The sequence below is a fragment of the Limnohabitans sp. genome, from assembly GCF_031539105.1.
In the GTDB taxonomy this organism is placed as follows: domain Bacteria; phylum Pseudomonadota; class Gammaproteobacteria; order Burkholderiales; family Burkholderiaceae_C; genus Limnohabitans.
Window position 1 is genome coordinate 74,632 of the sequence record NZ_JAVKLM010000018.1, and the last position, 14,006, is coordinate 88,637.

At 56.9% G+C, this 14,006-nt stretch carries 10 protein-coding genes; 5 read left to right on the forward strand and 5 right to left on the reverse strand.

Annotated features, from left to right (window positions below; translation table 11 throughout):
• Window positions 1-6 precede the first annotated feature (6 nt).
• Window positions 7-984, reverse strand: a complete 978-nt coding sequence (locus RMR24_RS04965) for a GMP reductase (protein ID WP_310613976.1) — start codon at window positions 982-984, stop codon at window positions 7-9.
• A gap of 140 nt (window positions 985-1,124) precedes the next feature.
• Between RMR24_RS04965 and RMR24_RS04970 the strand changes: the two genes are divergently transcribed.
• Window positions 1,125-3,545 (forward strand): UvrD-helicase domain-containing protein, encoded by a 2,421-nt coding sequence (locus tag RMR24_RS04970; RefSeq protein ID WP_310613977.1) that lies wholly within the window; start codon window positions 1,125-1,127, stop codon window positions 3,543-3,545.
• Here RMR24_RS04970 and RMR24_RS04975 read toward each other — a convergent pair whose 3' ends face one another.
• Together RMR24_RS04975 and RMR24_RS04980 are read right to left on the reverse strand one after the other, a co-directional pair.
• Entirely contained in the window at window positions 3,546-4,322 is a 777-nt protein-coding gene (locus RMR24_RS04975) for a BPSS1780 family membrane protein (RefSeq protein ID WP_310613978.1), read from the reverse strand.
• Between the two features lie 3 nt (window positions 4,323-4,325).
• On the reverse strand, window positions 4,326-5,303 hold the full coding sequence (locus RMR24_RS04980; protein ID WP_310613979.1) for a homoserine kinase: 978 nt from the start codon (window positions 5,301-5,303) through the stop codon (window positions 4,326-4,328).
• A gap of 338 nt (window positions 5,304-5,641) precedes the next feature.
• On the opposite strand from RMR24_RS04980, the gene polA reads away from it, so the two are divergent.
• Window positions 5,642-8,425, forward strand: a complete 2,784-nt coding sequence (gene polA / locus RMR24_RS04985) for a DNA polymerase I (protein ID WP_310613980.1) — start codon at window positions 5,642-5,644, stop codon at window positions 8,423-8,425.
• Between the two features lie 13 nt (window positions 8,426-8,438).
• Here the strand turns inward: polA and RMR24_RS04990 are convergent, their stop codons facing one another.
• Entirely contained in the window at window positions 8,439-8,879 is a 441-nt protein-coding gene (locus RMR24_RS04990; protein WP_310613981.1) for a MarR family transcriptional regulator, read from the reverse strand.
• Between the two features lie 124 nt (window positions 8,880-9,003).
• Here RMR24_RS04990 and RMR24_RS04995 point away from each other — a divergent pair, with 124 nt between their 5' ends.
• From RMR24_RS04995 to RMR24_RS05005, 3 genes are all read left to right on the forward strand, one after another.
• Window positions 9,004-10,914 (forward strand): FAD-dependent monooxygenase, encoded by a 1,911-nt coding sequence (locus RMR24_RS04995; RefSeq protein WP_310613982.1) that lies wholly within the window; start codon window positions 9,004-9,006, stop codon window positions 10,912-10,914.
• Between the two features lie 155 nt (window positions 10,915-11,069).
• On the forward strand, window positions 11,070-12,272 hold the full coding sequence (gene pcaF / locus RMR24_RS05000; RefSeq protein ID WP_310613983.1) for a 3-oxoadipyl-CoA thiolase: 1,203 nt from the start codon (window positions 11,070-11,072) through the stop codon (window positions 12,270-12,272).
• A gap of 53 nt (window positions 12,273-12,325) precedes the next feature.
• Window positions 12,326-13,129, forward strand: coding sequence for a ZIP family metal transporter (locus tag RMR24_RS05005; RefSeq protein ID WP_310613984.1), 804 nt, complete (start codon window positions 12,326-12,328; stop codon window positions 13,127-13,129).
• Here the strand turns inward: RMR24_RS05005 and RMR24_RS05010 are convergent.
• Window positions 13,126-13,995: a sulfurtransferase gene (locus RMR24_RS05010; protein ID WP_310613985.1), complete on the reverse strand. Its 870-nt coding sequence runs from the start codon at window positions 13,993-13,995 to the stop codon at window positions 13,126-13,128. The two genes, RMR24_RS05005 and RMR24_RS05010, sit on opposite strands and share 4 nt — an antisense overlap.
• Between the last annotated feature and the right edge of the window lie 11 nt (window positions 13,996-14,006).

Sequence of the window (14,006 nt, forward strand, 5' to 3'; positions counted from 1 at the left end):
CGAGGTTTACATCAACAGATGTTCGCCAGCGTTGTCGCCGCCCAAGGTCACGTAGTTCACTTTGCGGATGTCCATCAGCTTGAGACCACCGGCATAGCTGATCGAGCTTTGCACGTCTTGCTCCATCTCAATCAGCGTGTTGGCCAGCGTGCCCTTGACTGGCTCGAGGATGCGCTTGCCTTCCACGTGCTTGTATTCGCCTTTGTTGAAGTCAGAGGCTGAGCCGTAGTATTCCTTGAACAACTCGCCGTCCACTTCCACGGTCTTGCCTGGCGACTCTTCATGGCCAGCAAACAGGGAGCCAATCATCACCATGCTCGCGCCAAAGCGGATGCTCTTGGCAATGTCACCGTGACTGCGAATGCCGCCGTCCGCAATGATGGGCTTGGTCGCCACGCGCGCGCACCACTTCACCGCAGACAACTGCCAGCCGCCAGTGCCAAAACCTGTTTTGAGTTTGGTGATGCACACCTTGCCTGGACCCACGCCCACTTTGGTCGCATCAGCGCCCCAGTTTTCGAGGTCGATCACGGCTTCAGGCGTGGCCACGTTGCCCGCGATGATGAAGCTCTTAGGTAACTTGGCCTTGATGTAGCCAATCATGTCGCGCACGCTGTCGGCGTGGCCGTGAGCGATGTCGATGGTGATGTATTCAGGCGTGAGGCCAGCGGCTGCCAGTGTGTCCACGGTGGCGCGGTCTGGGCCTTTGACGCCCAAAGAAATAGAGGCGTACACACCCTTGGCGTGCATGTCTTTCACGAATTGGACGTTGTCCAAATCGAAGCGGTGCATCACGTAGAAGTAATTGTTTTGCGCCATCCACAAGCAGATGGTTTCATCCACCACAGTCTTCATGTTGGCGGGGACAACAGGCAAGCGGAACTTGCGGCCACCGAGTTCAACACCTGCATCGCATTCAGAGCGGCTTTCCACGCGGCACTTGCGTGGCAGCAACAAGATGTTGTCGTAATCAAAAATTTCCATATTCCCAAGCTCCAGAAAATAACGTTCGAAGATTGAGCGCTTGGCTTGGCCGGTTTTTTCAGGTGCAAAAGGCAGGCATAAAAAAACCGAGCGCAAGAATCTTGGGCCCGGTGGCTGATTCTAAACCCTAAAATTGACGGATGCATTTTTCACCCGATACCTCGCCCTTGCTTCAAGGCCTCAACAACGAACAAGCGGCGGCGGTCACGTTGCCGCAGACGCACGCACTCATCTTGGCGGGCGCAGGTTCGGGCAAGACGCGGGTGCTGACCACGCGCATTGCGTGGCTCATGCAAACCGGGCAGGTGTCACCCGGCGGTTTGCTGGCCGTGACCTTTACCAACAAGGCGGCCAAAGAAATGCTCACACGTTTGTCGGCCATGTTGCCCGTCAATGTGCGCGGTATGTGGGTGGGCACGTTTCACGGGCTGTGCAACCGCTTTTTGCGAGCCCACTGGAAGCTAGCCAACTTACCCCAGTCCTTTCAAATTTTGGACACCCAAGACCAGCTCAGCGCCATCAAGCGCCTGAGCAAACAGTTTCAGGTGGATGACGAGCGTTTCCCGCCCAAGCAAACCATGCGCTTCATCGCTGGCTGCAAAGAAGACGGCTTGCGGCCCAAAGATGTGGTGGTGCGCGACCCAGACGACCGCAAACGCGTGGAGCTTTACGAGCTGTACGAAGCCCAATGCCAACGCGAAGGTGTGGTTGACTTTGGTGAACTCATGCTGCGATCGTACGAGCTGCTGCGCGACAACGACCCACTGCGCGAACACTACCGCCGCCGCTTTCAGCACATCTTGGTGGACGAGTTTCAAGACACCAACAAGCTGCAATACGCATGGCTCAAACAACTTGCTGGCCCTGTCGATGGCGGCGGTGGCGCCATCTTGGCGGTGGGCGACGATGACCAAAGCATTTATGCCTTCCGTGGTGCACGCGTGGGCAACATGGCCGACTTTGTGCGCGAGTACAACGTGACCCACCAAATCAAGCTCGAGCAAAACTACCGCAGCTTCAGCAACATCTTGGACAGTGCCAACCACCTGATCAGCCACAACAAAGGCCGCTTGGGTAAAAACTTGCACACCACCCAGGGCGCAGGCGAGCCCGTGCGTGTGTATGAGTCTCCCACCGACTTTGCCGAAGCGCAATGGATGGTGGAAGAGATGAAGCAACTTTTGCGCGATGGCAAAAACGGTGATGGCGCGAGCGGTGTGCAACACCGCAGCGAAATTGCCGTGCTTTACCGCAGCAACGCACAAAGCCGCGTGATCGAAACCGCGCTGTTCAATGCCGCCATGCCGTACCGCGTGTACGGTGGTTTGCGCTTCTTTGAACGCGCTGAAATCAAACACGCTTTGGCCTATTTGCGCTTGCTAGAAAACCCGCGCGACGACACCAGCTTCATGCGCGTGGTCAATTTCCCGCCGCGCGGCATTGGTGCACGCAGCATTGAGCAGCTGCAAGACGCCTCGCGTGCCATGGGCTGCGCCATGAGCGATGCCGTCACTGCGGTGGCTGGCAAAGCAGGTGCCAACCTCAGTGCCTTTGTGGCCAAGATTGATGTGCTGCGCGAACAAACGCAAGGTCAAAACCTGCGCCAAATCATTGAACTGTTGCTGGACCATTCCGGCTTGATCACCCACTACCAAACGGAGCGCGAAGGCCAAGACCGCATTGAAAACTTGCAGGAATTGGTCAACGCTGCTGAAAGCTTTGTCACACAAGAAGGCTTTGGTCGCGATGCTGTGGCCTTGCCGGTGGACGAGCACGGCCAGCCTGTGGTGATGGACGTGAGTGCGGCATCAGCTGATGTGGCTGGTGAGGCCGTCACGCGCCAGCCCGCAACTCAAACCATGATCAACGCCGACACCGGCGAAACCTTGTCCCCCTTGGCTGCCTTCCTCACCCACGCGGCGCTGGAGTCTGGCGACAACCAAGCGCAAGCGGGTCAAGACGCGATTCAGTTGATGACGGTGCATGCCTCCAAGGGTTTGGAGTTTGATTGCGTGTTCATCACGGGCATGGAAGAGGGCTTGTTCCCGCACGAAAATTCGATGAACGACTTTGATGGCCTCGAAGAAGAGCGCCGTCTCATGTATGTGGCCATCACGCGCGCGCGCAAGCGTTTGTATCTCAGCCATTCGCAAACCCGCATGTTGCATGGCCAAACGCGCTACAACCTCAAAAGCCGTTTCTTCGAAGAGCTACCTGAGCACACGATGAAGTGGATCACGCCTGCGCGTTCAGCGTTTGCCGATGCCATGCCCTCACGACGCGATGCTTGGCAGAACAACAACGGCTGGCAAAACAACGCATGGGGCGGTGGTGCAGCCACAGCCGTTGCGCCTAAGCCCGTTCCTCAGCGTGCAGCCCCTGTCACCAGTGGCCCTAATGCCTGGGTGCGCAGCGGTGTGCAGGTGTTCCATGCCAAGTTTGGTGAGGGCGCGGTGGTGAGCATTGAAGGTGTGGGCGACGACGCCCGTGCGCAAGTGAACTTCCCGCGTCACGGCACCAAGTGGCTGGCGCTGAGTGTGGCCAAGCTCACGCAGGTGTGATTACGCGTAAATCACATCTGACGTGAAGCAGTCTTTGAAGCTGTAATACGTCGAGCAAAAAAACATGGACGCCAACATCAGCATGGCGGGCAGCAAGGCCATGGCGGCAAAGTCGCCATCGCCCACCATGCTGCCAATGAGTGTGATCACCAACGTGGTGCCCAAGAAAATGGCTGTCCACATCAGGCCAAAAACCAAGAACGCACGCCAGTTACTGAGGCATGCCACGGTGCTGAAGAACAGGCTTTTGCTCACAGGCACAGCATGCCAGTGGGTCAACGCGGGGGCATGCCAAAACACCAAAGACAAAGGCAGGTACAACATGAGCGAAAGCCACATGGCGTTTTGAAACTCGGGCTTCATGATGGTCTCTACTTCTAGTGAGCCACCCACCAAATACAACCTGGCAAAGTCTCCGCCGTCCACCAATGTGGACAAGCCCATCACGCCTACAAAACACAGTGCGTAAATCAAGCCCAGCACGACCATGTTGCGCTTGCCATCGGTGCCGGTTCTAAAGCCGGCTGCCAAGATGAATGGCATGGGGAACTTACCTAACTCCACCTCACGCGTGGCGGCCATCAACCCAAGTGAAGCTGCTGGTAACAGCATCAAAGCCAAGAAGCCGCCCAACACTGGAACGATAGACAGAATGGACATGCTTGCCATGAACATGAAGAACAAGCCCGAGAGCGCCAGCGGTTGCTTCCAAAAAGCGCGAATGCCTTGGCGCACCCAGAGTGAGCCATTTTTTGCGGGAACGACGTTGAGTTTCATAGCTTAGAGTGTGACAGGGTGAGTCACACGTTGGCGCAACACACGTTCAAAGTGTGTGGGGTCGTGGGGTTGCAGCATGCTGGCTTCGCGCGGCAGGTAGAAGTCCCACAGGCGCGAGGTCCAAAAACGCAAAGCGCCCGCACGCAACATGGGGTTGAGCAGTTGGCGCTCCGCGGGTGTGAAAGGGCGTACGGCTTGATAAGCAGCGATGAATGCCTGTGCCTTGGCGGCGTCGTGCGTGCCATCTGTGTGGATGTCTTCCGCGTGGTGGGTGCACCAGTCGTTCAAGCACACGGCCACGTCAAATAGCCAAGTGTCCACGCCTGCAAAGTAAAAGTCGAAGAAGCCGCTGAGTTCGGGGGCTTTTGCGCTGCCATCAAACATCACGTTGTCGCGGAACAAGTCGGCATGCACGGGGCCGCGGGGCAGGGCGGTGTAAGCCGATGACGCGGCAATGTGGTTTTGGTGGGCCAGCTCGGTTTGAATGAGCGCCGCTTGCGATTCGTTCAAATACGGCAGCACCACAGGCACGGTTTCGTTCCACCAAGGCAGGCCGCGCAGGTTGGGCTGTTGGCGGTTGTAGTCGCGGCCAGCCAGGTGCATGCGTGCCAGCATGTCGCCCACAGCCGCGCAGTGGGTAACAGTGGGGTTGAGTTCGCTTCTTCCCAGTAAGCGGTTGACCACGGCAGCGGGCTTGCCTTCAACGCTAAGCAAGATGTCGCCGTCTTGGTTACACACTGGATCAGGCACAGGAATGCCGCCTTGTGCCAAGTGTTTCATCAGGTACAGATAAAACGGCAGCTGCTCGTGTGTGAGGCGCTCAAACAGCGTGAGCACGTATTGGCCTTCGCTGCTGGTGAGGAAGTAATTGGTGTTCTCAATGCCGCCTTGGATGCCTTTGAGTTCGACCAACTCGCCCAGCTTGAGTTGGGTCAGCAGTTCTTGCGCGGAGGACTCTGAAACTTCGGTGAAAACTGCCATGACTGCCAAGGTATTAAAAGTAGAGGCCATTGTAGTTGGGGCTTGTTTGCTTCCTTTGCTTTTGGTTCTGGGCTCGCTTGGGGTTTAAGGGATGAGCGGGTTCCTCATGCTGGGGTACCAGAAATCGTCACCCGCTCATCCCTTAAACCCCAAGACTACGGCCTGCGTTGTTTGTTTGAGGCGTGCCAAAACCTATGTCGCAGACTGGGCGTGGCTGGTGGGCGTCGCCATGATTTCTGGTACTCCAGCATGAAGCAGCGACGCCCACCAGTTGCGTCCAGCGAGCCCAGCAACAAAGCACAAATGCCACGCAACAACCCACGGCACAATCAACAGTTATGAGTGAATCCAAAACATTGCTGCTGGTCGACGGCTCCAGCTACCTTTACCGCGCCTTCCATGCCATGCCCGACCTTCGCGCCGTGCCAGGCGACCCGACGAGTGCGGCCACGGGCGCCATTCGCGGCATGATCAACATGATGCAGGCCCTGCGCAAAGAGGTGCCTACCCAGCTGGCCGCATGCGTGTTTGACGCCAAGGGCCCCACCTTCCGCGACGAGATGTACCCCGCTTACAAAGCCAACCGCTCGCCCATGCCTGACGACTTGCGCGCGCAAATTGAGCCCATTCACGCCATGGTGCGCATGTTGGGTTGGACCGTGCTCGATGTGCCGGGCGTGGAGGCCGACGACGTGATTGCCACTTTGGCCGTGACCGCTGCTCAACAAGGCGTGACGGTGGTGGTGTCGAGTGGTGACAAAGACTTGAGCCAGTTGGTGAACGAACACATCACCATCATGGACACCATGAACGGTAAAAAGCGCGACGTGGCTGGCGTGACAGCCGAGTTTGGCGTGCCGCCTTCGCTGATGATCGACTACCAAACCTTGGTGGGCGACACGGTCGACAACGTGCCCGGCGTTGCCAAGGTGGGCCCCAAGACGGCGGCCAAGTGGCTGATGGAATACGGCTCGCTCGACAACTTGCTGCAAAACGCCAGCGCCATCAAAGGCGTGGCGGGCGAGAACCTACGCCAAGCTGTTGAGTGGTTGCCCACAGGCCGTCAATTGGTGACCATGAAAACCGATTGTGATTTGTCGGCCTATGTGCCCAATTTGCCCGCACTTGACGCGTTGCACTTGGCCGAGCCTGATAAGCCTGCACTCAAAACCTTTTACGAAACTTATGGTTTCAAAGGTTTGGCCCGCGCCATCAGCGAAGGCACGGATTCAAGCAGTGCAGGCGCTGAAACCAAGCCCAAATTTGAACCCAACCCCAGCCTGTTTGACGAGCCCGAAGCCGTGGTGTCTGCTGTGACCGACAAGCATTACGGCTGCGTGCTGGACTGGGCCATGTTCGACACATGGCTGGCCAAACTGCAAGCTGCTGAGCTGGTGGCGTTTGACACCGAGACCACCTCACTCGACGCCATGCGTGCTGAGATTGTGGGCTTGAGCTTTTCAGTCAAGCCCGGCGAGGCCTGCTACATCCCGCTGGCGCACAGCTATGGCGATGCACCCACGCAGCTGCCCATCAATGAAGTGCTGGCCAAACTCAAGCCTTGGTTTGAAAACGCCGACATCAAGAAGCTGGGCCAACACATCAAATACGACCGCCATGTCATGGCCAACCACGGTATTGAGGTGAAGGGCTATGCGCACGACACCATGCTGCAAAGCTATGTGCTGGAAGTGCACAAACCTCACGGCTTGGCGAGCTTGGCTGAGCGACACGTGGGCCGCAAAGGTTTGAACTACGAAGACCTGTGCGGCAAAGGCGCGCACCAAATTCCGTTTTCGCAAGTGGACGTGGCGCGTGCCACCGAATACTCCTGCGAAGACTCCGACATGACGCTAGACGTGCACCAAGTGCTGTGGCCACGTTTGCAAGCCGACGACAAACTTCGCTTCATCTACGACCTAGAAATTCAAAGCAGCGAAGCGCTGTATCGCATCGAACGCAATGGTGTGTTGATTGACGCGCCCACTCTGGCAGCACAAAGCCACGCTCTGGGCCAGCGTATCGTGCAGCTAGAAACCGAAGCGTATGACATTGCAGGCCAGCCGTTTAACTTGGCCAGCCCAAAGCAACTGGGCGAAATCTTCTTTGACAAACTGGGCTTGCCCGTTATCAAAAAAACCGCTACGGGCGCACGCAGCACCGATGAAGAGGTGCTGGAAAAACTGGCTGAAGACTACCCACTGCCCGCCAAAATTTTGGAGCATCGGTCCTTAAGCAAACTCAAAGGAACGTACACCGACAAGCTAGCTCTTATGGCCCACCCACGCACAGGCCGCGTGCACACGCACTACGCGCAAGCGGTGGCCGTGACGGGCCGCTTGTCGAGCAACGACCCCAATTTGCAGAACATCCCAATTCGCACGGCAGAGGGCCGCAAAGTGCGCGAAGCATTTGTGGCCCCTGCGGGCTGCGTGATAGCCAGTGCCGACTACAGCCAGATCGAGCTGCGCATCATGGCGCACATCAGTGGTGACGAGGCATTGGTTAAAGCATTCCATGATGGCTTAGACGTGCACCGTGCTACGGCGGCTGAAGTGTTTGGCGTGGGTGTGGATGCCGTCAGCACTGAGCAGCGCCGCTATGCCAAGGTCATTAACTTTGGCCTCATCTACGGCATGAGCGCGTTTGGTTTGGCCAAAGCGCTGAACATCGACAACGGTGCGGCCAAGAACTACATCACCCGTTACTTTGAACGCTTCGCGGGCGTGAAGCGCTACATGGACGACACACGCGAACAAGCCAAAGCACAAGGCTATGTAGAAACCGTGTTTGGCCGCCGCTTGTACTTGCCCGAAATCAACAGCCCCAATGGCCCACGCCGCGCAGGCGCAGAGCGCGCTGCGATTAACGCTCCTATGCAAGGCACAGCCGCGGACCTCATCAAGATGAGCATGGTGGCCGTGCAAAAAGCCATTGACGATCAACAACGCCAAACCAAAGTCATCATGCAAGTGCACGATGAACTGGTTTTTGAAGTGCCCGAGTCAGAAGTGGAATGGGTGCGCACCGAAGTGCCACGCCTGATGGCTGAAGTGGCGCAACTGAAAGTGCCGTTGTTGGCTGAAGTTGGAGTTGGACCGAACTGGGATAAGGCGCATTGATTGCCTAGGCTGATTAGTTTTCGTTCGTCAATTTTTCATGCCACACCACTTGCCGTGCCAGCTTGATAAAGCGCTCTTGCTCTGCTGCACTCAGGGGGTGAAGAATGTCAGCTTGCAGCTCATGCACGATGGGCTGCAGGGCCAAGTAAATTTTGTTGCCCTTGGCTGTGAGTGATAGCTCGCGCGATCTGCGGTCTTGTTCGCTCACCACACGGCGCACCCAGCCTTTGGTGTCCAAACGCTCAATCACACCGCCAATGGTGGCGCGGTCGTAGCCAATGATTTCGGCCACGGTGGCTTGGTCTACATGTGGGTTGTTGGCGATGGCGTCTAGCGCGGCGTATTGCACTGAGGTCAGGTCATAGCCTGCGGCTTGGGTGCGCTGCGCAAAAATTTGGGTAGATTGCTGTTGCAGGCGACGTATCAAGTGCCCCGCCATGTCATGCATTGCCATGCCTGTGCCTCCGTAGAAATACCAAGATGGTAATCATACATACCATCTTGACGGATATTGATAAGTACAGTTATCATTTATCAATACCGAGGTTTCGGACACATTTCATTGACGGAGACAAGACATGCAGTTTTACAAAGACGGATTTCGTGGTGGCAGTCCAGACATCAAACCAGCTGCGCCTAACCGACGTAACCGTGGCATCAACGAGCCCTTGCCCGAAAAAGTAGATGTGTTGATTTCAGGCACAGGTCCTGCTGGCCTTTGTTTGGCTGCGCAGTTGGCTCAGTTCCCAGAAATTGAGGTGATGATCACCGAGCGCATGCCCAGCAACATCATCAAGGGTAAAGCGGATGGCATCAACACGCGCACGATGGAAATGTTTCAAGCGTTCGGGTTTGCCGACAAGGTCAAGCGCGAAACGTATTGGGTCAACCAAACTGCGTTTTGGATGCCGGACCCCAAGAACTCCGCGCACATCAAACGCGTGGGCCGCGTGCAAGACGTGGCCGACGACAGCTCTGAGATGCCGCACATTTTGATCAACCAAGCGCGCTTGCACGAGTTGTTTTTAGAAGTGATGAAAAACTCACCCTCACGCCTAGAGCCCGACTACAGCTGGGAAGTGGTGGACCTGAAGATTGACCACACGACCGAAGACCACCCCGTGACTGTTACCCTGCGCGACGCCAGTGGCTTGAACTGGGGCGCCACGCGTACCGTGCGTGCCAACTACGTGGTGGGCTGCGACGGTGCGCACTCGGCCGTGCGCAAAGCGATTGGCGGTGAGCTACATGGTGATGCCGCGAACCAAGCTTGGGGCGTGATGGACATCTTGGCCAACACCGATTTTCCCGATGTGCGACAGAAGTGTTTGATCTCTTCAGCCAACGAGGGCAACCTCTTAATTTTGCCCCGCGAAGGCGGTTATGTGTTTCGCATGTATGTTGCGCTCGACAAGCTTCGCCCCGACGAAAAAGCTGCACATCGCAAGTTCACCCAAGACGACATGATTGCTGCGGCTAACCGCATCATCCAACCTTATTCGATTGATGTGAAAGAAGTGGTGTGGTGGTCGATCTACGACATTGGCCACAGCATCACCGATCGCTTTGACGATGTGCCCGAGGGCGTGGACCGCGACCCACGCGTGTTCATCGCAGGCGATGCGTGCCATACCCATTCACCCAAAGCGGGGCAGGGCATGAACGTGTCGATGCAAGACACCTTCAACCTCGGCTGGAAACTGGTGCATGTGCTGCAAGACCGCGCCAACCCCAGCCTGCTTCGCACCTACACTCAAGAGCGTTTGACCGAGGCCAAACGTTTGGTAGAGACAGACCATAAATGGTCGCGCATCATGTCTGCCCCCACCACACAGGCCGAGCGCGATGGCGCAGAAGAGCCGCGCATCATTCGCCAGTTCAAAGACAACCTAGAGTTCACAGGCGGTACAGCCGTGAAGTACGACACCTCGACTTTGTTTGCCGCCAGCGCACACCAAGCACTGGCCAAAGGCGAAGAGGTGGGCCGACGTTTCCACTCAGCACCTGTGGTTCGTGTGTCTGACGCCAAGCAAATGCAACTGGGCCATGTGGCACAGGCCGATGCACGCTGGCGCGTGTATGCGTTTGCTGCGAAGGCCGATAACTCTAGTGCAGGCTCGGGCCTTCACAAACTGGCTGACTGGTTAGAGACCAACGCCAACTCACCCATTGTCAAACACACGCGCAAGGGTGAAGACATCGACGCGGTGATCGATTTCCGCGCCGTGTTCCAACAAACCTTCGATCAACTCGCTTACGAGCACATGCCGTCTTTGCTCAAACCCAAAACAGGCAAGCTGGGTTTACAGGACCACGCAAAAGTCTTTTGTGTGGACCACAAAGGTGTGGGTGATATTTTCGAGATGCGCGGCATCAACCGCGACAAGGGCTGCATGGTGGTGGTGCGCCCCGACCAGTATGTGGCGCACGTGTTGCCACTCGATGGCTATGCCGAATTGGCGTCATTTTTCGCTGGCGTTCTGAGGTAATTTCACGTCACCTGAGTGTCAGTGTGAGACATCACAGATACATCAGAGCGTTAAAAGTCAGACATGTTGGTGAACAATGCAGCCGATACGCAAGCGCTGGATATTGAAGCCACCAACCTGTTCAAACTTTTCTAATTTACTTTGACTGAATTGCCATGACACAAGCCTATATTTGCGACGCCATCCGAACCCCCTTTGGCCGTTATGGCGGTGCACTCAGCAGCGTTCGCGCCGACGATTTGGCTGCACTGCCGATCAAAGCTTTGATGGAGCGCAATCTGTCCGTGGATTGGTCGCAAGTGACTGATGTGCTTTATGGCTGTGCCAACCAAGCCGGTGAAGACAACCGCAATGTGGCTCGCATGGCTGCTTTGCTCGCAGGCTTGCCCATGGAGGTGCCTGGCGGCACCATCAACCGTTTGTGTGGTTCGGGTTTGGATGCAGTGGGCACAGCGGCACGCGCCATCAAGTCAGGTGAAGCTTCGTTGATGATTGCGGGTGGTGTGGAGAGCATGAGCCGCGCCCCCTTTGTCATGCCCAAAGCTGAGAGTGCTTTCAGCCGCAACAACGCGGTGTATGACACCACCATTGGCTGGCGCTTTGTCAACAAGCTCATGAAAGCGCAATACGGCGTGGACAGCATGCCCGAGACGGCCGAGAACGTGGCGGTGGATTACAAGATTGAACGCGAAGCCCAAGACCTGATGGCGTTGCGCAGCCAGCGCAATGCATTGGCTGCGATTCAAGACGGTCACTTTGCACGCGAAATTTGTCCTGTCAGCATTCCCCAGAAAAAAGGCGATGCCTTGGTGGTGAGCCAAGACGAACATCCACGCGACACCAGCCTTGAATCCTTGGCCAAACTCAAACCCGTGGTGCGGCCAGAGGGCAGCGTGACCGCAGGGAACGCCAGTGGCGTGAACGACGGCGCGTGCGCTTTGTTGCTGGCCAACGAAGTGAGCGTGAAGCAATATGGCTTGATACCCAAAGCCCGCGTGGTGGGCATGGCCACGGCCGGTGTGGCGCCGCGTGTGATGGGCATTGGCCCTGCGCCTGCGACTGTCAAAGTGCTGGCGCAAACCGGGTTGACTTTGGATCAAATCGATGTGATTGAACTCAACGAAGCGTTTGCGGCCCAAGGCTTGGCTGTGTTGCGCATGCTGGGCTTGAAAGACGACGACGCTCGCGTCAACGCTTGGGGCGGCGCCATTGCGTTGGGCCATCCCCTAGGTGCTTCGGGTGCGCGTTTGGTCACCACAGCCATGAACCGCTTGCACACCACGGGTGGGCGCTATGCCTTGTGCACCATGTGCATTGGTGTGGGGCAAGGCATTGCCTTGATCATCGAGCGAGTTTGAGCGAGGTTCGTCCACTTGCCGGCAGTCGTTCTTAGGCGCGAGATAATCAGGCCATGACCTTGATTTCAATTCTTGTCGGCACCTTGGTGGCGGGCATGGGCAGTGTGTGGCTGGCAGCCTTGTTGGCTTATGCGTTGTTGTCGCGCTTTACCCAACATTTGCTCAGCCTTGCAGCGGGTGCTTTGTTGGCCACGGCTTTCACGCGGTTGCTGCCAGAGGCGTTTGAGATGTCGGTTGAAGCAGGCGTTTCAGCGCAAGCTTTGTTTGGCGCTTTGTTGGTGGGCTTGGTGTTTTTCTTTTTACTCGACAAAGCTGAGCTGTGGCACCACGGGCATGAGCATGGTCACGACCACGGCGCACACGCTCACCACGATCATGACGAACATCACCACCACGGCCACAACCACCACAGCGGTGGCTGGGCGGTGTTGCTGGGTGACAGCGTGCACGCCTTTGGCGATGGCATTTTGATTGCTGCGGCTTTTGTGGCCGATCCGCGTTTGGGCATTGCTGCTGCTTTGGCGGTGATGGCGCATGAAGTGCCGCACCATGTGGGTGACTTGGTGGTGTTGCACCAAACGCTGAGCAATCCACGTGCTGCATTGTTCAAGCTCACCCTTGCGGGGGGGGTGACTGTTATTGGCGGGCTTGTGGGTTACTTGCTCGTGGGTGCACTGCACGAGTACTTGCCGTTCTTCTTGGTGGTGGCTGCCAGCAGCTTTATTTATGTGGCGCTGGCTGACTTGATTCCACAACTGCAAAAGCGTTTAAGCCCCCGCGAAACAGCGGCCCAAGTGGCATGGCTGTTTGCAGGCATTGCCATCGTCGCTGCTTTAGGCGAGTGGGCGCAGCACTAGGTTCCAGACTTTTCGCAAGGCAGGTCGGGGGTGTTGCACCACTCGCTCCAGCTGCCCGCATACAAAGCTGTGCGACCTAAGCCCGCCACTTCCATGGCCAACACATTGGGCACAGCACTGACACCACTGCCGCAGTGGTGGACCACGCTTTCTGCTTTTGCGTTGCCCAGTAAGGCGGCAAATTCTGCCCGTAGTTCATCCGCGCTTTTGAAGAAGCCATCGGCCTTGAGATTGGTGTTGAACGGGCGGTTCAATGCACCCGGAATGTGGCCTGCGACTGGGTCGAGAGGTTCAACTTCACCCCGGTAGCGTGGTGCGCCGCGCGCATCGATGAGGGTTTGTGTCCCATCGCCCAAATGTGCAGACACGGTGGCGGTGTCTACCAATTTCTGTAACGGCTCGCGCAGTGCAAAGTTGCCTGTTGCATGCATGGTGTGGGTAGCTTCGCCAGAAGCCACAGCACCGCCCGCAGCTAGCCATGCTTGAAAACCGCCATCGAGCACAGCCACCGCGTTGTGGCCACACCACTTGAGCATCCACCACAAACGGCCGCAGTAATTCATGCCATTGCGGTCGTACACCACCACTTGTGTGTCCTGGTTCACGCCCACACTTTGCAACCAAGCTGCAAAGACCTCGCGCTGGGGCAGCGGATGCCGGCCACCGTTCACGCGTTTTGATACATCGTGTGTGGCGAGGTGTTGGTCTAAATCAGCGTGCCGTGCGCCTGCGATGTGTTGCTCCACATACTGAGCGCGGCCCGCGGGTGGGTTCATCAAATCGAAGGTGCAGTCAAACAAGACCAAGGGTGAGCCGCTGGTTTGCAAGGCTTTCAGTTGTGCAACAGAAATGAGTGTGGTGAACATAGGGGTTTCCT

Excerpts from the sequence above, each read along its gene's own strand:
- RMR24_RS04990 (WP_310613981.1), bottom strand. The coding sequence starts at position 8,879 with ATGGCAATGCATGACATGGCGGGGCACTTGATACGTCGCCTGCAACAG.
- pcaF (WP_310613983.1), top strand. The coding sequence starts at position 11,070 with ATGACACAAGCCTATATTTGCGACGCCATCCGAACCCCCTTTGGCCGT.
- polA (WP_310613980.1), top strand. The coding sequence starts at position 5,642 with ATGAGTGAATCCAAAACATTGCTGCTGGTCGACGGCTCCAGCTACCTT.
- RMR24_RS04995 (WP_310613982.1), top strand. The coding sequence starts at position 9,004 with ATGCAGTTTTACAAAGACGGATTTCGTGGTGGCAGTCCAGACATCAAA.
- RMR24_RS05005 (WP_310613984.1), top strand. The coding sequence starts at position 12,326 with ATGACCTTGATTTCAATTCTTGTCGGCACCTTGGTGGCGGGCATGGGC.
- RMR24_RS04975 (WP_310613978.1), bottom strand. The coding sequence starts at position 4,322 with ATGAAACTCAACGTCGTTCCCGCAAAAAATGGCTCACTCTGGGTGCGC.
- RMR24_RS05010 (WP_310613985.1), bottom strand. The coding sequence starts at position 13,995 with ATGTTCACCACACTCATTTCTGTTGCACAACTGAAAGCCTTGCAAACC.
- RMR24_RS04980 (WP_310613979.1), bottom strand. The coding sequence starts at position 5,303 with ATGGCAGTTTTCACCGAAGTTTCAGAGTCCTCCGCGCAAGAACTGCTG.
- RMR24_RS04970 (WP_310613977.1), top strand. The coding sequence starts at position 1,125 with ATGCATTTTTCACCCGATACCTCGCCCTTGCTTCAAGGCCTCAACAAC.
- RMR24_RS04965 (WP_310613976.1), bottom strand. The coding sequence starts at position 984 with ATGGAAATTTTTGATTACGACAACATCTTGTTGCTGCCACGCAAGTGC.